This is a genomic window from Cellvibrio sp. BR (assembly GCF_000263355.1).
Classification (GTDB): domain Bacteria; phylum Pseudomonadota; class Gammaproteobacteria; order Pseudomonadales; family Cellvibrionaceae; genus Cellvibrio.
In genome coordinates this window covers 1,031,809-1,053,592 of record NZ_JH668200.1, presented here as the reverse complement: position 1 = coordinate 1,053,592, position 21,784 = coordinate 1,031,809, and the positions used below count along the sequence as shown (strand labels likewise).

General features: G+C 51.8%; 22 protein-coding genes. 9 read left to right on the top strand and 13 right to left on the bottom strand.

Translation table 11 applies throughout. From position 1 onward, the window contains the following. Positions 1-50 precede the first annotated feature (50 nt). Positions 51-887, top strand: coding sequence for an AraC family transcriptional regulator (locus O59_RS04345; protein ID WP_007639880.1), 837 nt, complete (start codon positions 51-53; stop codon positions 885-887). Between the two features lie 159 nt (positions 888-1,046). On the opposite strand, the gene O59_RS04340 is transcribed toward O59_RS04345, so the two are convergent. Then, positions 1,047-1,697 carry a glutathione S-transferase family protein gene (locus O59_RS04340; RefSeq protein WP_007639877.1) on the bottom strand — a complete coding sequence of 217 codons (651 nt, stop codon included), beginning with the start codon at positions 1,695-1,697 and terminating at the stop codon, positions 1,047-1,049. A gap of 37 nt (positions 1,698-1,734) precedes the next feature. Then, positions 1,735-2,574, bottom strand: coding sequence for a penicillin-binding transpeptidase domain-containing protein (locus O59_RS04335; protein ID WP_040391163.1), 840 nt, complete (start codon positions 2,572-2,574; stop codon positions 1,735-1,737). Between the two features lie 439 nt (positions 2,575-3,013). On the opposite strand from O59_RS04335, the gene O59_RS04330 reads away from it, so the two are divergent. After that, the gene (locus O59_RS04330; RefSeq protein WP_040391161.1) at positions 3,014-5,506 is read left to right on the top strand and encodes a cellulose-binding domain-containing protein; all 2,493 of its coding nucleotides are present in this window, start codon (positions 3,014-3,016) and stop codon (positions 5,504-5,506) included. A 104-nt stretch (positions 5,507-5,610) separates the two neighbouring features. On the opposite strand, the gene O59_RS04325 is transcribed toward O59_RS04330, so the two are convergent. From O59_RS04325 to O59_RS04295, 7 genes are all read right to left on the bottom strand, one after another. Further along, complete coding sequence (locus O59_RS04325) at positions 5,611-6,675, bottom strand: PHB depolymerase family esterase (RefSeq protein ID WP_007639872.1); 1,065 nt, start codon at positions 6,673-6,675, stop codon at positions 5,611-5,613. Positions 6,676-6,766: 91 nt separating this feature from the next. Beyond that, positions 6,767-7,204: a hypothetical protein gene (locus O59_RS04320; protein ID WP_007639871.1), complete on the bottom strand. Its 438-nt coding sequence runs from the start codon at positions 7,202-7,204 to the stop codon at positions 6,767-6,769. Between the two features lie 24 nt (positions 7,205-7,228). After that, on the bottom strand, positions 7,229-7,528 hold the full coding sequence (locus O59_RS04315; RefSeq protein ID WP_040391159.1) for a hypothetical protein: 300 nt from the start codon (positions 7,526-7,528) through the stop codon (positions 7,229-7,231). 101 nt (positions 7,529-7,629) lie between these two features. Next, on the bottom strand, positions 7,630-7,908 hold the full coding sequence (locus O59_RS04310; protein WP_040391157.1) for an oxidative damage protection protein: 279 nt from the start codon (positions 7,906-7,908) through the stop codon (positions 7,630-7,632). A gap of 8 nt (positions 7,909-7,916) precedes the next feature. After that, positions 7,917-9,059, bottom strand: coding sequence for an A/G-specific adenine glycosylase (gene mutY / locus O59_RS04305; protein WP_232283032.1), 1,143 nt, complete (start codon positions 9,057-9,059; stop codon positions 7,917-7,919). 123 nt (positions 9,060-9,182) lie between these two features. After that, on the bottom strand, positions 9,183-11,291 hold the full coding sequence (locus O59_RS04300) for an AsmA family protein (RefSeq protein ID WP_007639856.1): 2,109 nt from the start codon (positions 11,289-11,291) through the stop codon (positions 9,183-9,185). Between the two features lie 71 nt (positions 11,292-11,362). Beyond that, positions 11,363-12,151, bottom strand: a complete 789-nt coding sequence (locus O59_RS04295; RefSeq protein ID WP_007639853.1) for a hypothetical protein — start codon at positions 12,149-12,151, stop codon at positions 11,363-11,365. Positions 12,152-12,363: 212 nt separating this feature from the next. On the opposite strand from O59_RS04295, the gene O59_RS04290 reads away from it, so the two are divergent. Beyond that, positions 12,364-12,633 (top strand): hypothetical protein, encoded by a 270-nt coding sequence (locus tag O59_RS04290; protein ID WP_007639851.1) that lies wholly within the window; start codon positions 12,364-12,366, stop codon positions 12,631-12,633. A 3-nt stretch (positions 12,634-12,636) separates the two neighbouring features. Here O59_RS04290 and cysE read toward each other — a convergent pair whose 3' ends face one another. The 4 genes from cysE to O59_RS04270 all read right to left on the bottom strand — a co-directional run bounded on the left by cysE (position 12,637) and on the right by O59_RS04270 (position 16,381). Next, positions 12,637-13,461, bottom strand: a complete 825-nt coding sequence (gene cysE, locus O59_RS04285; RefSeq protein WP_007639848.1) for a serine O-acetyltransferase — start codon at positions 13,459-13,461, stop codon at positions 12,637-12,639. Positions 13,462-13,463: 2 nt separating this feature from the next. After that, positions 13,464-14,168 carry an HAD family phosphatase gene (locus O59_RS04280; protein WP_050976937.1) on the bottom strand — a complete coding sequence of 235 codons (705 nt, stop codon included), beginning with the start codon at positions 14,166-14,168 and terminating at the stop codon, positions 13,464-13,466. A 90-nt stretch (positions 14,169-14,258) separates the two neighbouring features. Continuing rightward, positions 14,259-15,671, bottom strand: coding sequence for an MFS transporter (locus tag O59_RS04275; protein WP_007639845.1), 1,413 nt, complete (start codon positions 15,669-15,671; stop codon positions 14,259-14,261). A gap of 35 nt (positions 15,672-15,706) precedes the next feature. After that, positions 15,707-16,381 carry a M15 family metallopeptidase gene (locus O59_RS04270; RefSeq protein ID WP_157152448.1) on the bottom strand — a complete coding sequence of 225 codons (675 nt, stop codon included), beginning with the start codon at positions 16,379-16,381 and terminating at the stop codon, positions 15,707-15,709. A gap of 230 nt (positions 16,382-16,611) precedes the next feature. Here O59_RS04270 and O59_RS04265 point away from each other — a divergent pair, with 230 nt between their 5' ends. The 6 genes from O59_RS04265 to O59_RS04240 all read left to right on the top strand — a co-directional run bounded on the left by O59_RS04265 (position 16,612) and on the right by O59_RS04240 (position 21,697). Next, entirely contained in the window at positions 16,612-16,899 is a 288-nt protein-coding gene (locus tag O59_RS04265; RefSeq protein ID WP_007639843.1) for a TfoX/Sxy family protein, read from the top strand. A 107-nt stretch (positions 16,900-17,006) separates the two neighbouring features. Next, on the top strand, positions 17,007-17,801 hold the full coding sequence (locus O59_RS04260) for a Crp/Fnr family transcriptional regulator (RefSeq protein ID WP_007639842.1): 795 nt from the start codon (positions 17,007-17,009) through the stop codon (positions 17,799-17,801). 358 nt (positions 17,802-18,159) lie between these two features. After that, positions 18,160-19,035, top strand: coding sequence for a protease HtpX (htpX, locus tag O59_RS04255; protein ID WP_007639841.1), 876 nt, complete (start codon positions 18,160-18,162; stop codon positions 19,033-19,035). Positions 19,036-19,051: 16 nt separating this feature from the next. Then, positions 19,052-20,095 (top strand): S1C family serine protease, encoded by a 1,044-nt coding sequence (locus tag O59_RS04250; protein WP_007639839.1) that lies wholly within the window; start codon positions 19,052-19,054, stop codon positions 20,093-20,095. Positions 20,096-20,116: 21 nt separating this feature from the next. Further along, on the top strand, positions 20,117-20,446 hold the full coding sequence (locus O59_RS04245; RefSeq protein ID WP_007639834.1) for a Rieske (2Fe-2S) protein: 330 nt from the start codon (positions 20,117-20,119) through the stop codon (positions 20,444-20,446). 96 nt (positions 20,447-20,542) lie between these two features. Continuing rightward, complete coding sequence (locus O59_RS04240; RefSeq protein WP_007639832.1) at positions 20,543-21,697, top strand: iron-containing alcohol dehydrogenase; 1,155 nt, start codon at positions 20,543-20,545, stop codon at positions 21,695-21,697. The last annotated feature ends 87 nt before the right edge of the window (positions 21,698-21,784 follow it).

The window sequence follows — 21,784 nt, the reverse complement described above, 5'->3', positions numbered from 1 at the left end:
AAATACGAACTGATACAATTAGTATTCAATATTTAACGAATCGTATTTTTATGGTTGATCGCCTGGCAGCACTTCTGGGGCACTTTTCGATAAGCGCCCAAACCTTCCAAACCGGCCCGCTATGCGGCATTAACACGCTGGACGGCAGCAAACCCTATGGGCAGCTGCATCTATTGAGGCGAGGAAAAGCGGAGGTGTGGCATGGGCACACCAAAGCCCATGACCTTGAGGAGCCGAGCCTGCTGTTTTATCCGCGCCCGACACCCCACAGTTTTGTGACCGACCGCGAACATGGCGCTGACTTTGTATGTGCGCATATTTTGTTTGAAGGCGGCTCGGCCAACCCGCTGCTGAATGCCCTCCCGGATTGCCTGTGCATGCCGCTCACCCAACTGCCGGACAGCGTCGCGCTACTCTCACTCCTGTTTGCAGAAGCCGAGGCCAACAACTGCGGGCGCCAGACCGTGCTCGACCGTTTGTTCGAGGTGATATTGATTCAGTTGTTGCGCGGGCTGATGGAAAGCGACAGCCCACAACTGGGATTATTAGCGGGCCTCGCCCACACACAATTGCGCCGCGCGATAGTGGCGATGCATGAAAAACCGGAAGAGGATTGGTCGGTCGAACGGCTGGCGAAAATCGCGGGCATGTCGCGCAGTGTTTTTTCCAATCAATTCCGCGATGCCGTAGGCGATACACCCGCGAATTATTTACAGCGGTGGCGTATTGGTCTGGTGCAGAAATGGCTGAAGAACGGCCAGCCGTTGCGATTAATCGCAGAAGAAGCTGGCTACGGCAGCGAAGCCGCACTATCGCGCGCATTTAAATCGCAATGCGGACTTTCGCCTATGCAGTGGTTGAAGGAAAGTCAGGCTGCAAAACATTAATCCCGCCATCGGTTTTCAGCGGGATTAACTTATGCGAAATACTCACGCTATTGATTGATTAAATTCTGAATTTCCGTTGGGTGGATTTTTTGCGACTGGTAAAACACTGATTGTGGAAAAGAAACAGATACGCACTCAAAAACTTCCACTTTCTTGTAGTTAATCCATTTGATCTGCATAAATCCCCAAATCAGTTCCCTCACGCTCACACACTGACTTAACCACATCACGCTTTGCGAGCTTACGTAAATACGCTCCCAGATTTTTAAACGCTAATGGTGGCTGTGCAAAACCGCTAGCCCAGTGCGACAACATAAATAAAAAGTAGTCGCACACACTAATACTCTCGCCCACCAAAAAATCCTTACCTTCCAACGCCTTGTCAATCAACGAAAACATTTCCGTCACGCGCAACTCTTGTGCCTGAACGATTTCTTTAGTGTTTTCTCCCGCAGTGTGTTTCTGCGGGTAAAAATACACCATCAGTTCAGGCTGAATGGTGGAGTTTAAATAAAATAACCATTGATAAAATGTTGCGCGCGACGGGCTCGCTGCACTGGGAATCAAGCCGGACTCGGGATGCTTATCGCAAAGGTATAAACAAATAGCGGCGCTTTCAAAAATAACCAGATCCTTATCTACCAAGGTAGGAATACGACCAGTAGGATTTAACGCGATATAGTCAGGTGACTTTTGCTGATTGGATTTTCTGTCCACCAATATCAACTCAAACTCAACACCCATTTCAGCCAATACCAAATGCGGCGCCCAACTTGCGTTTCTCGGATAGTAAAATAATTTATACACCATTCACTCCGTTTGTGTGATTTGGAATACAGCAATCATTTTATTTAACCCACAACCCCAAATCCCCCAATAACTGCAGCGACAAGGTTTTTCGGTAATCTTTCAGCGCGGCGAAATTTTCCGTTTCCATGTACAGCGCAAATGCCGCAACGGGTTTGCCGCCATCATCTTTGACATAACCCACATACCAACCTTCGAACGCGCCATCAAAATTATTCGGGTCGACCGGGCCGGCTCCGGTTTTGGCGTAGAGTGAGAAAGTATTTTTGGTTTCCTGCAAGGCGATGGACTCATACGCGGCAAGGTTTCTGGCGCTTACACCGCAGCCATTCTTGAGCAGGCAGGCGATAAAGTCGACTTGTTCTTGCGGTGAAATTTTTAATTCATTGTCGAGCCAAAACTCATTGCTGCCCGGTGTAAACACTTGGTCGCCATACTGAAAACGGGCGAGCCATTTTTTATAGTCGGCGGGCTTAATACGAGGCACCAATGCTTTGTAGTACCACACCGCTGAATGTTTAAAGGCCGATGCCAATGTGTGCGATTGTTTCCAGGTTGCTGGCCAGAAACTTTTTGCCGGGTATTTCACCTGATCCCACTCAAACCGTTCATCGACCGATTTCACCGCGCCGGTTTCCAGCGCAATTAAACTGTGCGGAATTTTAAACGTGGAATAAGGCCCGTGGCGTTCAGTCAAACCCGTTTTATTGATATAGCGACATTCGTTGCTGCGGTAATCCAATACCAAAAAAGTTACTTGTCGGGTGCCAATGTCCGCGATGTAGGAATCGGTATTGATGGGTTTGGTGGTGTTACAGACCTCGGCAACACTGATCAAAGGTGTTAACAGCAGTAAGGCAAATACACTTTTTATTTTCACTGATGATTTCTCCATCGCTAATTTTTTAATCCAGAAAAAATTTATAACTCCACGCTGCTTACAGCGCGAGCGCTAACCTTGGGGGCAAAAAATCAATCACTGTTGATTGATTACTCACGCGCCCGAAAAAATACCAAGTAGATCACCCTGCGCCCGGCATTTCATCTGATTTTGACAATTGTTCTCGCTATTCCGGCCAAAATCACTTGTATACAGGTTTGTTCGATCCCTAGTATGCCAAGCGGCAACGCATTCAAATATAAAAATAATTTTATGCAAGATAAAAAGAGACTGATGCATTCAACCCTCTACATCCGCTCGATGAATGGCAATAAGCAGTAGAAACGGTCAATTACCTTCCCGGCGCTAACCGAACAAAACCCGGTTGGCGGCGCCATCACTGTTGTAACCAATATTCATCTGCATGGAGGAATTTCTTATGCGTCATCACAAAGCAAAGAGCCATCGCCTGATGGCTGTGCTCGGGTTGGGGTTAATGACCGCAACCTGGGGCACGGCAGCATCGGCGGGTTGTAGCTACACCGTCACGAATGCCTGGGGCAGCGGTTTTACCGCGACTATCCGCGTCACTAACGATAGCGCCGCGGCGATTAACGGCTGGCAAGTCAATTGGGCCTACAGTAACAACACAGTCACTAATGCCTGGAACGCGCAGCTCAGCAGCGCAGGCAGCCGCAATTACACCGCAACCAATGTCGGCTGGAACGGCAGCTTGCAACCCGGTCAGTCGGCCGAGTTTGGCCTTCAAGGTGTCACCAATGGCGGCGCGCTTGAAACACCGCCAATCTCCGGCGCTATTTGTGGCGCGGCGGCGACCTCCAGCTCCAGCATCGCCTCCAGCATAGCCGCGAGTGCGACCAGCTCATCAATGGCGTCCGTTACCAACAGCGTCAATATCGCCGGATTGGCGACGGCAACTACGTCTTATGTATCGCCTTGGGAAACCTTGCGCGCGGTAAACGATAACAGTAACCCCGCCAACTCGAATGACAAATCTGCCGGTGCTTATGGCAATTGGAATAATCCCAATTCTATTCAATGGGTGCAGTACGATTGGCCGCAAAACTACACCCTAAGTTCAACACAAGTTTATTGGTTTGATGACAACGGCGGGGTGTTAACACCCACACGCGCTTATCTCGAATATTGGAATGGCAGCGCCTGGGTTAACGCGGGCAATCTGCCGCTCGCTAAAAATGCGTTTAATATCTTGGCGTTGAACGGTGTCGTCACTAATCGCGTGCGTGTGTCCATGCTCAATAGCACCCAATCCACCGGCATATTGGAGTGGCGTGTTGCAGGTACAGCCGCCGGTACGATTACCTCATCAGTGGCCTCATCCAGCAGCAGTCTGGTGCGCAGCTCCAGTTCATTGGCAGCCAGTTCAATACCGCGCAGCAGCTCAAGTTCAGTAGTGAGCAGTGTGGCGAGTTCATCAGTGCGCAGCAGCACACCCGCCCCAAGTAGCAGTTCCGCTGCCAGCAGCAGCGCGCCGAGTGTGGCGCAGTGCAGCGCTTACGACTGGCCGAAATACGAGCCGGATTTAAATTACGATTTCCGCACCGACTTTGGCCAAGTGGATACCAGCAACTTCAAGGTCTATAACGGCTGCCCCGCCAACACTATCGCCGGGGTAAAAACCAAAGGGCGTTTTGCGTTTATTTGGGGGCACAACCGCAATCCATCGATTACCGATGCGGATATTGATCGCGTGCTCACCAATCTGAATGAAGATGCCGACTACATCCACAATGTGATGGGTTGGCCGGTGGATAAACTGCAGCAAGAAGGCTACTTCAGCAATATCTACCTCTATGGTTCAGGCCTGTGTACCGACAGCGCAGCCAACACCGAGCGTGGTGGCTGGCAGAGCGGCATCAACGGTTATCCGATGGTGTTGTTGTCCTACTATCCCGTGGTGACCCCGAGCGAACGCGGCGGCATTACCCACGAATTTATCCACACCATTATGGCGACCCGCGGCAACAAGGCAGCCTGGTTTAACGAGGGCGGCAACACCTGGTTGCAGATGAATCTGGAAGCGTCGCGCACCGGCACTTACGGTGTGGGCTTTTTGGATGCGACCTCATTCCTCGCACCGCACATGCCCATCGAAAACTACAGCGGCTGGTTGCAAGACGGCACTTTTGGTGGCCCGAATGCAGAGGGTGTGGATCGCCGTGTGAATGGCCAACAAATTTCCACCTGGCGCGAATACCTGGGCGGCAACCAATACAACGCCGCCTTCCCGCACTTCCTCGGTGTGCATGTCTCCAAAGGAGCCAATGCGTGGATTTGGGCCAAAGGGCCACACAACCATATTCTGCGTTCACTCTCTGCCGGTGTGGGCGAGGAGCAAGTGCAGCGCATGATTATGGAATTCCGCGCGCGTCAGGCGATGGTGGATTTTGGCCCCTGGTCTAATGCGTTCAAGGTGCCGATCAATAACAATTGGGGCAGAACAATTAACGCCGAACCTGTCGCCGGTGGCATTCTGCAAGACCCGGGCCCGCATCGGTTGACCTTCTACTCAGCCACCACCCAGGAAGGCACCACCCTGGTTCCAAGCACCACGACCTTGCCCGGCTGGTCGGGTGCCAACCAGATTCCACTCAGAGTGACCGGCAATAAAGTGCGCGTAAACTTCCAACCCATCGGCCAGAATATGCGTGTGCAATTGGCCTATCGCGCGGCAGACGGCAGTGCGGTTTATAGCAAACCGGTCACCAGCGGCGAAGCTTGTTTGGATCTCACCAAAGCGCCGAAAAATGGGGTTGTGGTTGCAGTGGTAAGTAATGTGGATCACTTGTACAACGGTGAAGAAACCCGCACGCGGAAACACGATTACCGTTTGCAATTATTGGAAGGCGTGACTGGCACAGCACCGCTCTACGACAAGCATTATCAATAAATAATGGCTCAATATTTATTGGGTTGATAAAAAACGGCGCAAGTGAAAGCTTGCGCCGTTTTTTTATAGTGACAGTCATAACAACACAGGGAAAAACAGAAGCTTTATTTATTTTTACTCGTGGCGATAAAAAAATCCCACATTACATCATTGGCTGAAATCACCTTTGATGGTGGCTCACTGCCACGGGGTTTTGTGCCACCCGGCCAGGAGTGCCCGCCAGTGTCGGTCACACACAACTGCACCGCTACATCCGCTTGGCATTGCGAATACTGCTCACAATAGGCTCCCGGTTTTGTTAATACCGACTGCGGTGTTGTATTGCAGCGATTGAGGTTGACCCATTTGGCCAGTGTATCCGGCACTGAAACAAAATCAGTCACTTTGGATTCGTCGCGGAATTTTTTCCCGGCGCCGCCATTAAACAATACCCGGTCATCGTTTTTAGCGTGAATGTGCAACACAGAAACCGGCTTGGGCGGCTGGCAATTAAGCGTGCCATCGGTTCCTGCGACTGCCGCAATAGCAGCAAAGGTATCAGACATTTCGCACGCCAAGCGATAGGACATCATGCCGCCGTTTGACATACCGGTTGCAAAGATCATTCGGTGATTGATGCTCAGCTCGCGCGTTACACTGGCAATTATTTTTTTCACAAACCCGACATCATCGATATTTTTATCGCGCGCATCGGCACAGCAGCTGCCTGCATTCCAGGTTGCAAATTTACCGGATTTAAATTTGCTGTAACCATTCGGGAATACCACCACAAACCCTTCGGCCTCGGCTTTTGAAATCAAGCCGTAATATTCATCCTTGGCCATGTAATCCATATCGCCCCCACCGCCATGGAATGCTAACAACAGTGGCGCAGCGGTTGATGTTTGATATGCTCGGGGAACATAAATGCGATAAGTGCGCGTGAGGCCATCGTGTTTAAGTGAGCGTTCATAATCGCCCGGCTTTTGAATTTTTACCGCTGCAGATGCATCATCTCCCTGTCGCGCCTCGCGCCGCTCAGCCACCCGTTGTTTGATACGTTCACGCAATGTCGTATCGGCATTTTCACTCTGTGCAATAGCTAACGGCGGTAATAACAAACAAAAAACCGCACAGAGTGCGGCAATGCAGGGAGATATGGAATTTTTCAAGGCTGATAAAGTATTCATAAGACACACCATGGATGATGTTGAAAAGATACTTTTAACCAAAATAAGATTAACTGAAACTGACTAGACTACTCATTCTTTGTATAAGACGCTAAACACTTTGGTGTTTACCACCCAAACTAGCCGCAATAAAAACACAGAGAAAAACCACAATAAAATGCGGTGCAAACCAAATGAAGTTGGTAGCAGAAAGATTTTCCAACGTAGAAAGTGAAAACAGAAAAACATGCGAGAGGATTAGGTCAGCAGCAACAAATCCAATCGCCACGTACAGCCATTTTAAAGATGTGATTCTTAACAGCAGATAGGCAGCAATAGCCGACAGGATTCCAATTCCAAGCAATTGAACTACGAGCAATTCCCAAACAAAGAGCACCGGGAAATTCGCTGAGTTTTCTTTTGCCCAATCGGCAATTGAACCCGGCAGCACAATTGCTGCTGTATGACCGAGAATACAGTAAGCCGCAACATAAAAAACAATCGCGCCCAATACAGCACCAGCGAGAATGCTTTTAACTTTTATATTCATGAAGACCTCCATTTCGTTTACGGTTTAAACCGTTGGTTTTCCATCTTTGATTTCGTTTAAACGTTTGATAAGTTCCGGATCTTTGTTTATTAGCCTATCAATAATTTCACTGCATTTATGAAGCTGAGTATCACCCAGATAATTACTGAGACTAACAAAACAAAAAATAATCCCCAGCGCAAGTGAATATACAGCATTGAGTTCGGGCATAAATTGAAAATACGAATTGCAGAGTGCAGTTATTGCAACTACAGCATAGACATATACGTTTATTTTTAGGCTTCTTTTAAGCGAAGCCACAAACTTAAGCTCTTTATTCGTCACAAAAACTTCCTGTATTTTTAGCCGCTATTGTGTGTGGGGGGCAATATAGCGGCTGACTAAACCACCCCACCACAATTTCCAGCACCGAATTACACAGCGAATTACTCCGTCTTCGCCGGTGGCACATAGCCTTCAGCTTCATCCACTTTATCGCCAGACAAAAACTTTTCCATTTGTTCGGTTAAATATACTTTGGTTCCCATGTCCATTACGTTTAGCCGTTTTTCGTTGATGAGCAAGGTTTGATGGGCCATCCATTCTTGCCAAGCTTGTTTGGAAATGTTGTTAAACAAATCCATGCCTTTGGCACCGGGGTAAGGGGGCATGTCCAAGCCTTCCAGTTCTTGTTGGTATTTGCGGCAAAAAACCATTCTGGCCATAAACTTTCTCACTTTACTTTTTTAGCGGTTGATGTGCGTTTGGTTGCACTTGGTGGGGCGCTGTTACGCGGGTCGAGCTGGGCGATTTTTTCCAGCAGTTTTTTAACCGGTGCAGCGAGGCCCAAGGCATCAGGTTGGTGGGGATTGTACCAGTGTGTGGCGGCCTCACCGATAGCCTGGGGGCTTTTGGCGAGCTGGATCAGTACCGGGGTGATATCCAAGTGGTAGTGGCTAAAGGTGTGGCGATAGCTGTTCCAGGTTTCCAAGGCGATGACTTTGCCGTAGTGATCCTCCGCGTATTCCTGCGCATCTGCCGCTAACGCCAATTCCGGAAAACTCCACAAGCCGCCCCAAATACCTTGCGCAGGACGCTGTTGCAGCAATAAATCGCCCGCCGGATTGCGCAGCATTAATAGCTGCACGGATTTTTCTGGCAGGGCTTTTTTGGGTTTCTTGCCGGGGTAGTCCTGCGGGTTGCCTTGTGCGTAGGCGATACAACCTTCGCGCAAGGGGCACTGTTCGCATTTGGGTTTACTGCGCGTGCAGACGGTGGCCCCCATGTCCATCATCGCTTGGGTGTAATGGTTGGCGCGTTTTTTGGGCGTGTAGGTTTCGGCGATGTCCCACAGCTGGCTCACCACATCGCTCTGCCCCGGCCAACCTTCCACCGCGTGATAACGCGCAAGTACACGTTTGACGTTGCCATCCAGAATCGCGGCGCGCTGTTGAAACGCGATGCTGGTAATCGCACCGGCAGTAGAGCGACCTATGCCGGGCAGTTCGGCGAGCGTTTCCACGGTCGCGGGAAACTCACCGTCGTATTGATTCACTACTTGCTGCGCGCATTTGTGCAAATTGCGCGCGCGGGCGTAGTAACCCAATCCCGTCCATAAATGCAGCACTTCATCAATCGGCGCAGCGGCGAGGGATTCCACCGTGGGGAAGCGCGCAATAAAGCGTTCAAAATAAGGGATCACGGTAGTGACCTGGGTTTGCTGCAACATAATTTCTGACAGCCACACGCGATAGGCGCTGATGTCTTGTTGCCAGGGCAAATGTTTGCGCCCGTATTGATCAAACCATTTAAGAACACGGCGGGAAAAATCTTGGCTCATGGATAATTCAGCGGTCATAGAAACGGGAAGGGACATGTATGTAACAACTCTGGCGAGGCTGCGCAGAGTGCAACCAATTGCTGATAAGAGTTGTGAGTTTACCACCGCACCCGTGAGGGCGCGCGGTGGTGTGTTGGTTACCGGTAGTAATCTATTATTTTACTCAACAACAGGTTCAGTCGCGGCGGACGATGCTGCTGCCGAAGCGGGCGTTTTAAACAATTTATTCTGCAGTTTATTAATCAGCTCCTGCTTTTTGTCCTCCACTTGCTGCTTCACTTCCTGTTTTTTCTCTTCCACTTTTTGTTCAGCCGCTTCGATTTTAGCGCCGTGTTTTTCACGCAGTTTGTACTCGGCAAAATCTTTGGTTAAATCGCCCAGTGCACTCTTGTCAAAACCACAATCTTTCACCGGATCAATCGCACCAAAGGAGCCTTTGCAGCGCAGTAGCGAGAGGCCGCGATCGACCCAATAATTAGTGGTGCCCAAACTACAACCTTTGAGTTGCGCCGCTTCACTGGCGGAGGCGATTTTAATCGGCAATTTAAATTCGTATTTGTCGTTCGCCAGATTAATTTTACCGGTACTGGCCAGCAGCAACTGCGACACACCGGCGTTGAAACTGTTGAGACTAATCACCTGATCGCGCCAAACGATATTGCCATCCAGCTGACGCATTTCGGTAAAGGCGTCCCAGGTCACTTGCTCCTGATTTTGCGTAACCAGATTCACCAGCTTACAAAATTGCTCTTCAATATTGAGCGGCGCTAAACGCACCTGCGCGCCGGAAAAGTTAGCGGTGCTGTTCATGGAGGCCATTAACTGATTCACCGTGGCGCCTTGCGCCGTACCTTGGGTATTGGCCTGAATCGCGCCGGAGAGCGCCATTTTTTCATCCATCTGCAAATCTTTTAACAGTGGCGCCAATTCAAAACCTTGCACCGCGCCATCAAAATTGAGTGCGGCCTTATCGCTGCGAGCATCGGTTTTGCTGGTGAATTTCACATCACCGTTGTAAGCCTTGGCGGTGAGGTTTTGATTGACCACGCCATTTTTAGCATTCACCGTGAGCAGAATATTTTCCAGCGCCATTTGTTTGATGATCATGCGTTGCAACGCAAACTTTGCATTCAGATTTAACCCGCGAATCGCTTCCAGTGGTAAGGGGGTATCTTCCTGCGCAGCGGTGGATTCTGTTGCTTCCGTGTCACTGGGCGGCGGCAAATAATCATCGACATTAATGCTGTCACCTTTGAGATCCACTTTAAGTGCGGTGGTAGCCAGATCGGTAATCGCCAAGACACCCTCAAACCGGGTTTTATCCAACTGCATCACCACATTCGTTAATTGCAGCTGTTGGTCATTGCCATCAATCGCCGCCGAGAGGCTGAATTGTTTCAAGGCATCGCTATTGGCGGTTTCCAATTCGGTGCCGAGCGCGGCGAGCAGCCCGCGTAAATTGGTTTCCTTCACGCTGAGCTGGCCTTTGTATGCGGGTTTGTTTTGCACATCACTCAGCGCCATTTGATAGCCAAGCACCAGCGGCGCGGCCTTGCCCACCCCCAACTGCAATTCGCCGTCGCTCAGGGTGATGTCGCTCAGCTGGGCATCCACGCTCAGGTTATTGTTGAGTGCGATATCCAACAACAAGGGCGCAGCACCGTCTTGCGCCATTTCTACGCTCAACGCGAGGGTCAGCGGAAAAGGCTCGGCGCGGGTATTCACGTCACTCAAGTGCAAATTAATCGCGCGCAGTGCCAGTTTCTGGCCGCTTTGGGCATCACTGTAGTTCACTTGTGAATTGGTGAGGCTGATGTCCTGGATATCCAGGGTTAAATCCGCTGGGGAGTCGGTAGTTGTTTCGGCGGCGGGTTTGGCATCGCTTTTGGTTAAGGCCTCCCAATTGCCTGTGCCCGCTTTATCCACCGCGAGATTAATACGCGCACCATCGACCAACAGGTGATCGACCTGAAAATCCCCCGAGAACAAGGGCATTAACTTCAACAGCAAGCTGGCGCGGGTTAATTCTGCCAGCGGTTGTTCCGGCGTTGCTAGCGCGGCCACACTGAGGTCATTAATTTCTACCCCGATGCTTGGCCAGAGGTTCCAGCCCAAATCGCCTTTGATGGACAGGGCAATGCCCTGCTCCTTGGCAGCATTTTCGATGTGCGGTTTAAAACGATTAACATCCACCAGCAGGACGAGCGCGAGCACAGCAATCACCGGAATGGCGATAAGAGCGAGCAGTATTTTTCCCAAAGTCTTCATAGGGACTCCTTGTTAGTAAGCGAAAAAACGTGGTTATCAATAACCAAAAGATTGTGCGGTAAGCAGAGGGTTCAAGAGGGATCAACCAACTGCAGACCGCTGATATCGGGGTTAAGCGGTTTCACCTGGGGTTTGAGCTGGCCCAGATCGCTGCCAGCAGGCGCCAAGCCAAAATCGACCGGGCCGACCGCTACCGGTACCACCAGTGGACGCTCATCGTCACGTAGCAAATCGGCGCCGGCTTCAGCAATATCCCAGTATTCCAGTTCGATCTCCACCAGTGGCAGGGGCAGATGATCTTCATCACTCAGGGTAGCGCCCGCCTCGGCCACCACCAGATCCGGCACCGCCACAGTGGCCACTGGTGTGGGTGCGACCTCCGAAGCATCCAATAAGTTTCCACTTTGGGCGCGCAGGCTCAGGCCAGAGAGATCCACCGCCACCGGTGCGGCCGCTGCAGGGCGCTGGTTGGCGGGCAGTAAATCCGCGCCCGCCGGTGCAATCGACCACACTGGCGCTATTGGCGTAACCGGGGTAATCGCTGCCGTCGCAGCAGGGTGATTGACGGGTGCTGGTGCCGCCGGGCGGACAGGTGCCGGCTTGGGCGCCGCCGTAGCCGGGCTGCTATCGCTGGGGCAGATTTCCACCTGCGCGCCTGCCTTGAGCAATACCTCGCGATACTTGTGGGCAGTCGCTTCATCCAGCTTGCGTTTGAGCGGAACGGGGCGGCCGGTAAACAGTGCATCCACCTTGGCGGCATCCACTTTAAATAGCTGCTGCAGCTTGAGTTTGACCTCCGTTAATTGGTGACCAAACACAATATCGCCGCGAAAAATAATGTCGAATTCAGAAGTGCTCATCGCAATAGGACTCGCTATAAGAGTGGCAGATGCAAGGATAATAGCACTCCTGCCTTTGGCTGCGGGCGTGGTGGGGGCGCCAAGCCGCCGGTGTGATAACAAGCGCGATAACCAGTGCACAGAATGTAACCAATCAGTCTTAGGGACAACTGGCACAAGGCAAGAAGCGGAACCATACTCTATACCTGACCCACTCAGGGAGTAATAACGCCATGCTGCCTTTCATCGATAAAAAACTGCAAGATAATCGCTTTACCGGCGATCAACTCATCAGCCCGCACGGCAACGCGCGCATTAAGGTAGAGCAGGATATCGCCTTCCTCACTGACCGCATTACCGCGATGAAAAGTCAGGCGCGCCCTAATCCCATGTTGATTGAGCACTATCAATCCATGCTCAAAAGCCGCGAATCCGTGCTCAAGTGGTTAATGGACGGCTGCGATGACGAAACCTCCAGCCTGCCCGGCCAGCGCAGCGCCTGACCATCAAGTGGCTGACGGATCATCGCTCAAGTGATGATCCATATCCAACGCGGGTGCCTCGCCCTTGGGGCGCCCGATAGGTTTGGCTGGCACACCGGCAACGGTGGTATGCGGTGCAACTGCATCCAACACCACACTGCCCGCCCCGATTTTTGCCCCCTCGCCAATTTCAATATTGCCCAGAATTTTTGCCCCGACACCAATCAATACCCCGCGCCGGATTTTAGGGTGGCGATCCGTTTTCACACACCCGCTGCCCCCGAGGGTGACGCTGTGCAGCATGGAGACATCGTCCTCAATTACCGTAGTCTCGCCAATCACCACACCCGTCGCATGGTCAACCATAATTCCTTGGCCGATTTGCGCACCGGGGTGGATATCCACATCAAAGGCTTCTGAAATTTGATTCTGGAAATACAGCGCCAACGCCGTGCGCCCCTGCTGCCACAGCCAATGGGCAATGCGCCAGGATTGCAGCGCGTGATAGCCCTTAAAAAATAAAAACGGCATGGAAAATTTATTGCACGCTGGATCGCGCTCGCGGTGCGCGCGAATATCAGCGCGCATCGCCCGCTCAATGTTTGCGTCGGCATTCATCGCCTCGGCAAATACATCACGCAGCATCATCGCCGGCAGCGCCTGACTGTCCAATTTATTGGCGAGATGAAAACTGATCGCCGCCGCAAACGAGGCGTGATTTAAAATCGTGGCGTGATAAAAACTCGCCAGCACCGGCTCATCTTTACTCGCTTGTTTGGCCTCGGTGTGAATTTCCTGCCACACGTCCAGGTCGGGCGGAAATATCGCCCCCGCAGATTGCATAACCATGCTTAACCCTGTTGCAAAATTAACGGAATTAATTCATCCATCGAAAAAAATACGGTCGCACCCAACGCGCGCATTTCATTTACCAAACAATTGTCGCTGCCATCGTGATTGGGCGGGCAATAACCTAAGGGGCGCATGCCCGCTGCCACCGCCGCTTGAATGCCGGTGAGTGAATCTTCCACCACAATTGCCTCAGTTGCAGGAACACCCAGGGTTTTGGCGGCGTGCAAAAATAAATCCGGCGCGGGCTTGCCGCGGGTAACATCTTCAAAACTGAAAACACGCCCTTGCACATAGGGCATGATGCCGGTTTTGTTGAGCGTCATGCGCATTTTTTCATGTTTGCCGTTGGAGGCCACACAAAAGGGAATCTTGTGATCGCGCAGATAATCCAACACCATCATCACGCCGGTTACCGGTTCCAGTTGCTGCTCACACACCACCAGGGTTTGCAGTTGTACCTGCCGCCAAAATTGCGCGCCGCGTTCAGCTTTTTCGCTCTCGGCCAATTGCTGCCAATCGGCAGCCGATGACAACTCATCGGTAATCATGCGAATACAATCCGCCACCGATTTGCCGCGATAGGTTTCCAAAATATAATCCAGGCTGCGTTCAACACCCACCGCCTTTAAACAATCCACCGACACCTGTGCCGAGATAATTTCGCTGTCCACCAACACGCCATCACAATCAAAAATAACCAGCATGAGTACCTCGTAAATGCCGTCAACAACAATAAAAAAACAAAAACAAAAAAACAAAAAAACAAAAATGAGAAAAAATAAACGATAAAAAAATCAGCTAGCTCGCAACGCGGGATAGGGAGTTTTTAGCAGCAACCATAAACCCGCGATTAAAAACACCAACAGCGCCGACATGCCGATACGCGCCGAATCAGCGTAGAGCGTTAAGCTCGCCACCGCCATGGGGGCTAAAAATGCCGTCGCGCGGCCCGATAATGCATAAAGCCCAAAATAGCGACCGGCTTCATCGGCGTTAACACTGCGCGCCAGATACGCACGCGATGACGCTTGCACTGGCCCAAAGGCGATGCCAATTAATAACCCAAAACCGATATACACTTTTTCTGCTGCGGTCGCGAATAATCCGCCGCTATCTGCGGTGGATAATGACACCCAGCCAAACAGCGAATAACCCGGCCCAGTGGAGACTATGCCAAAGGTAGCCACAATCAACAGCAGCAAACTCATCAGCACGACGGTTTTGGAACCTAACTGTGCATCCAACCGGCCAGCATAAGCACAGCCGCCAATCGCCACGACTAATAACAAAATGCCGTAGATACCCATCTCAATGGTTTGCCAACCAAACATGCTCGCTGCAAAAGTACCTCCCAATGCCAGTAAGCCATTCACGCCGTCTTGATACACCATGCGTGCGAGTAAAAAGCGCAGCAGGGATTTACGCTGCATCGCTTCCGCCAGGGTGGATTTTAATTCGCGCAGCGTGCCGCTAATTGCGCGCAACAATGAAACGCCGCCATGGGAATCGGGGGTAAATAAAAACATCGGCACAATAAAAATTAAATACCAGAGCGCGGCATAGGGGCCGGTGATGCGCGCATCTTCACCTTGAGTCGCATCCAGGCCAAACAGGGGCTTAATGCCCAACAAGGTTTTGCCCGTTTCAGGGCTGCCCGCCAACAGCAGCAACACACTGAACAGCACCACCAAACCGCCGAGATAACCGAGCCCCCACGCGAGATTGGAAACGCGGCCAATATCCTGCGCGGGGATCAGGCGCGGCATCATGGAATCGTTAAACAAAATCGAAAATTCAGCGGCGACCATCGCACAAATCACACACACCATAGGCAACCATAACGCGGAGCCGGGCGCCGCAAACCAGAGCAATAGCAGTGCAGTAATTTTGATCAGCGCAAAAAAAGCGATCCACCGTTTGCGCGCGCCGGTGGCATCCGCGACGGCACCTAATATCGGCGCCAGCAAGGCGATAATCACCCCGGCGATAGTCACGGTATAACCCCAAGCCGCCTGCCCTTGCACTGCATCTTCAGCCAAGCGCGAGACAAAATAAGGCCCGAAAATAAAGGTAATCACCACCGTAAAAAATGGCTGCGCGGCCCAATCAAATAACATCCAGGAGCGAATAGCCAATTTAGATACCGGTGGCTGATGTTGCACTGGCGAATTATTTACACGCGGCGAGGCGATAGAAGAATCAGTCACACTGCAATCCTGTCATGTGGTTGGTGGCTTTTGGGTTAAGGTTTACTGATACAAATAAAACGCTGATAAATTTCACTCAGGCTTTCCAGTACAGTATTTTTTAATTGCAACTCCGTCTTCTCCAATTGCTCACGCAACAAGGTTTCGGAATATTCCCGGGCAAATTCATTGGCCAGTGGTGCATAACTTAAATGCCAGGGCTCGGGGGCTATGCCGCCGCAATCCTGCGCGTAAGGGCGAAAAAAATTACCGGTAGAAGTACACAACTCCTCGCTCAACCAGCAATGAAATTTTGCGAAAGGGCCATCACCTTCCGTCTCTGCCACCGTAAGTTGCAATTGATAATCAGGCGCAATGCGCGATGCATCATACACATCAATATCGGTGCCCCAGTGATGGCGCGATGCGCCGGGCAATGCCGACCAGCGCAGAATCGCCAGGACAATATCCCGCTCGCTCATTAGGCTTAAATCCAGCGGTGCTCCGGCGCTATCCAGCACCGGACGCAACCCCAATGCCTTGTTATTCCAGATCATCCGCTGGCGCTCAAAACTGCGATAACTGCTGGCAATTCGCAAATCAAAACCGGCGGCTGCCGCGCGTGTTTGCAAACCTAGCAACGGGGTTTCCAACGCGCGATGCACACGGCATTGCAGCGCAGGTAATTCAATTAACTCGCGCTCATCCAGCCCGAGTAATAATTGTTTCATCCAATTGTGCATAGCTATTAATTATCCAAATTTTTCCACGCTCATGATCACCGACACTAAGCGCGGTAGCGCACAAACTTCGCGCTGGCACTCAATATTGCGTAGCTAATTTTTTGACCGAAGCCCCATAAAAAGAATTGCACCACTAAATCAAGCCTGTAAGATAAGGCCCGCAGTAAACGGAAAATTTGAACACAACATCCGACAACAATAATGGAGAGTCGCACTGTATGACAGCCTGTCAAAGTGAGTTATTACAGTTAAAGAATCTGGGCGTAGCATCGGTCAATATCCTCCGCGCAATAGGGATTAATACCCACGCGGATCTCAAGCGTCTGGGGGCAGTAGAAACTTATCGCCGCATTCGCGCCCGCAATATTAATGTATCCAAAGTCATGCTCTACGCCCTTGAGGGTGCACTGATGGATATTCACTGGAACGACATTCCCCCTGACCTTAAAGCCCGCTTGGTGCAAGAAGCCGAACAACCCGACGAGCTAACTCACGCCACCGCATAAATAAAAACCACATCTGTGCGCAGATGTGGTTTTACACGCAGTTTTTTCTCCGTCACAGGCTACACTAAAACTTTGCCTAATTTAGTGTTTTTGTCGCCGGGGATTCTATGTACCTTTCAACCAAACAATCCGAATTAATGTCCGAGCTGGCCGCCAAACTGGGTGCGCTGACTGAACTCATCTGCACACCGGTAACACCGGCTGAGGAGCCTTTTCGGGTCGCCGCGAGCGATGACATTTTTGCCGATATCGCCCCCACCCGCCTACTGCGCCTCATGGAAGGCCAGGTCGATTATTACCTGCAGGGCAAGCTGGTCATGCATTTTGAGGCGGGCGACCTGCTCGGATTACCGCGCTCACTGAACTTGCCGCAAGGCCAATTCAGCTGCAGCAGCCCGGTGGAACTAGTGGCCTACGAACGCGACGCGCTGGTCGAGCAGGCCAACAGCGACCTGAAATACCAGCGCAATTGGACTTACTTTTTGGTCTGCTCCATCAGCTACTTTGAGCAGGCACTCACCCAGGAACTGCGTGGTGAATTCCAACCTGCCGCTGGTTTTTTACACTTCCGCAGCGGTGAAACCATTATCCAGCAAGGCGATACCGCGGATCAGGTTTATACCCTGTTGGAGGGTTCCGCCAAGGCAGTATGCGATGGTGTCACTGTGGGGCAGATCCACCCGAACGAAATTTTTGGCGCCCTCGCCGTATTCACTCGCCAACCACGGATGGCTTCGGTGGTGGCGACCAGTGATTGCACTGTACTGGCGGTACGCAAAGAGGAGTTTATCGCCTTGATTGAGCATCAACCCCAGATTTGCTTGGGGCTTATCGAGGAAATGGCCGCCAAAATTAACCAGCTAAATAGCCAGTTGCTGCAACTCAAAAGCCCGGAACTTTAAAACACAACCTCACAAACAAGAATTATTCTCAAAAAAGACTTGACCGAACAAATGAGAACGATTATCGTTAATTCGTTGCTGCGGATTTCTCCCCACAGCAGCTGAGCGGAATTGATGATCGCCCTGCAAGTCGATTGTTAAAACGGCTCACCCCTTGGGACTTTCTCTGCGAGCATTTCTGCACAAGTCTCTTGGCTAACACGGTTGCTTGGGCCGCCCCTGTGGCGGCCATTTTTCTTTTGCCGTGATTTTTTGCGATTCTTAACCTGCCGCGATTGAAATAATCCCTCCCTGCACACATATACTCCCCCGACGCTGCGTATAAACCAGCGCATCAACTTCTATGGGAGATCCTATCGTGTTACGTATTGGCTTGTTTCTGTTAACGAACATCGCGGTTCTGGTTGTTGCCGGCATTGTGCTCAGCCTTTTGGGTGTAGGCAGCTATCGCACAGCAGGTGGACTGGATTTGCAGAACCTGCTGGTATTCTGTGCGGTCTTTGGTTTTGTCGGCTCCTTTATCTCGCTGTTCATTTCCAAGTGGATGGCAAAAAAGACCATGGGCGTGCAATTGATTGACCAACCCCGCAATGCCGATGAGCAATGGCTGGTTGATACCGTGGTAGAGCTGTCGCAAAAAGCTGGCATTAAAACCCCGGAAATCGGTGTATTCCCCGCACAGGAATCCAATGCCTTTGCCACCGGTTGGAACCGCAACGCGGCGCTGGTGGCGGTGAGCCTTGGCCTGCTGCAACGCTTTGAGCGCGACGAAGTGAAGGCTGTGTTAGCGCACGAAATCGGCCACGTTGCCAATGGCGACATGATTACTCTCAGCCTAATCCAGGGTGTGGTGAACACCTTTGTGATGTTCTTTGCGCGCATCATTGGCGACTTTGTCGACCGTGTATTGCTCAAGAATGAAAGCGGCCGTGGCTTTGGTTTTATGATCGCCACCTTTGTCGCTGAAATCGTACTGGGTGTTTTAGCCTCGATGATTGTGGCGGCCTTCTCCCGCTACCGTGAATTCCGCGCCGACCACGCCGGTGCTACGCTGGCGGATCGCGGTGCCATGATTCGCGCCTTGCAACGCTTGCAAGCTGAAAGCGGCGCCGGTGCAGAAAGCCAAATGCCAAGCAGCATGCGCGCCTTTGGTATCAGCGGTGGTATGCGCAGCCTATTTGCCAGCCACCCACCGCTGGAAGCGCGTATCCAAGCCCTGCGCGACGCCGCCTAAGTACGAGGATCGCCGCATGACACTCTGGCGCTGGCTGCTTGTTACCTTAATGAGTGGCGCCAGCGCCTTGAGCGCTGTCGCCAATGCTTTTTCCACCGATGATGAGCGCAATAGCATGGAGGTGTTTGACGCCGCTCGCCCGAGCGTCGTTTTTGTCACCAATCAACAGCTGGCGCGCAACCCCTACTCGTTTGATCTCGTCACGGTGCCACGCGGTTCCGGCACCGGTTTTGTGTGGGATGAACGCGGTTACATAGTCACCAACTACCACGTGGTAGAGGGCGCCCGTCAAATCACCATCACCCTGCAAGATCAATCCAACTGGCCCGCCGAAGTGGTGGGTTTAGCACCGGAGCGGGATTTAGCCGTACTGCGGATTAAAGCGCCCGCCGACCAATTAACCGCTTTGCCACTGGGTGACTCAGCCGACCTGCGTGTTGGCCGCAAGGTGTTAGCCATTGGCAACCCTTTTGGGTTGGATGCCACCCTGACAACGGGTGTGGTAAGCGCCTTGGGGCGTGAAATTGAATCGCCCAACCAACGCAAAATTACCAATGTGATCCAGACAGACGCCGCCATCAACCCCGGCAACTCGGGCGGGCCGCTACTCAACTCCGAGGGCAAGCTGATTGGTGTGAATACCATGATCTATAGCCCCAGCGGTGCGAGCGCTGGCATCGGCTTTGCGATTCCAGTGAATACCGTAAAAGAAGTGGTGCCGGAGCTGATTAAACATGGCCGCATCGTGCGCCCCGTATTGGGCGTAGCGGTGGCACCCGATCACTGGGCGCAACAAATTGGTATTCAGGGCGTGCCCATTTTACGGGTAGAACCCAACTCCGCCGCCGCGCAAGCCGGTCTGCAAGGCGCCAAACGCAATAGTTGGGGGCAAATCAGTTTGGGCGATGTGATTGTGGCGATTGAGGACTATCCAGTCACCAACGACGATCAACTACTCAGCGCTCTGGAACACTACAAACCCGGTGATAAGGTTAATGTCAGTGTGGTGCGCGATGGCAAACTACTCACCCGCAAATTGCGCCTGACTAGCCCTGACTAGCCCCAACCTGAGTTGATATCTGTGACTGCATTGATCCCCCTGTGCACGCTTGACGAAATACCCGAGGGCAGTAGCAGAGGGTTTGTACAGGGCGATCTCAAACTGCTGGTGGTCAAGCAGCAGGACAAGATAGTTGTCTATCGCAATGCCTGCCCCCATTTGGGCATACCGCTGGAATGGGTAGAACACCAGTTTCTGGATAGCAGCGGCACCATGATCCAATGCGCCAACCACGGCGCACTGTTTGTGATCGACTCAGGTAAATGTGTGGCTGGGCCCTGCGCTGGCCGCAAGCTTGAGGCGATTCCTTTTCGCATCGACGGCAACCAGCTGTCGATTATTCGCTCGTAAATTTGGGTAAACCCCATCGTGTTAATGCAGTGCAACAGCTAAAGTGATAGCCAATTTGTAATACAATATTAATTATCTTTTACCGGATTATATGCCATGCAAAATTTTACTTTTTCCAACCCCACCAAAATTGTTTTTGGTGAAGGCCAAATCAAAGAAATTGCCAACCTGATTCCCGCCAATGCCCGCATTCTGGTGACCTATGGCGGCGGCTCCATCAAAAAGAACGGTGTTTATGATCAAGTTGTTAAAGCACTGGAAGGCAAAACCTGGTTTGAGTTCTGTGGTATCGAACCCAACCCCCATTATGAAACCCTGATGCAAGCAGTAGAACTGGTCAAAAAAGAGCAGATCGATTTCCTCTTGCCCGTTGGTGGTGGCAGCGTGATTGACGGCACCAAACTGATTGCAGCGGCGGTGAATTTTGACGGTGAACCCTGGGATATTCTGGCTAAACATGCGCCGTTTAATAGCGCCCTGCCTATTGGCTGCATCTTGACACTGCCTGCCACCGGCACCGAAAGCAATGGCAATTCGGTGATCACCAAAGCAGCCACCCACGAGAAACTGGCGTTCGGCAGCCCGCTGGTGTATCCACAATTTGCAATTCTCGACCCCACCACCACTTACAGCCTGCCACCGCGCCAGATTGCCAACGGTGCAGTGGATGCCTTTGTGCACATTATGGAGCAGTACCTGACTTACCCGGTAGACGCCAAGGTGCAAGATCGTTTTGCCGAAGGCCTATTGATGACCTTGATCGAAGAAGGTCCGCGCTCGCTGAAAGAGCCGACCAACTACGCCGTGCGCGCCAATGTAATGTGGGCCGCGACTATGGCGCTCAACGGTTTGATCGGTGTGGGTGTACCGCAAGACTGGGCGACCCATATGATCGGCCACGAACTGACGGCGATGCATGGCTTGGATCACGCCCAAACCCTGGCGGTTGTTTTACCGGCAGTGATGCAACATCAGCGCGCGAAAAAACACGCCAAGCTGGTGCAATACGGTCGCCGCGTATGGAACCTGAATCACAGCGATGAAGAGGCTTTGATCGATGCCGCCATCGCCGCCACCCGCGGTTTCTTTGAGCAGATGGGCACCCCCACCACGCTCAGTGGCTACGGTGTAGGCCGCGACTCCATCCCCAAGTTGGTCGATATGCTGATCAAACACGAGCTGCTGGCACTGGGTGAGCACGGCGCCATCACCCCGGAAGCCTCCCGTGAAATTCTGGAGCTGGCGGCTTAATCGCCGCGCCCTATAACCCATAACCCATAAAACAAAGCCCCCGCCAGTTGTGCTGACGGGGGCTTTTTTTATGCTGCCGAATCGACA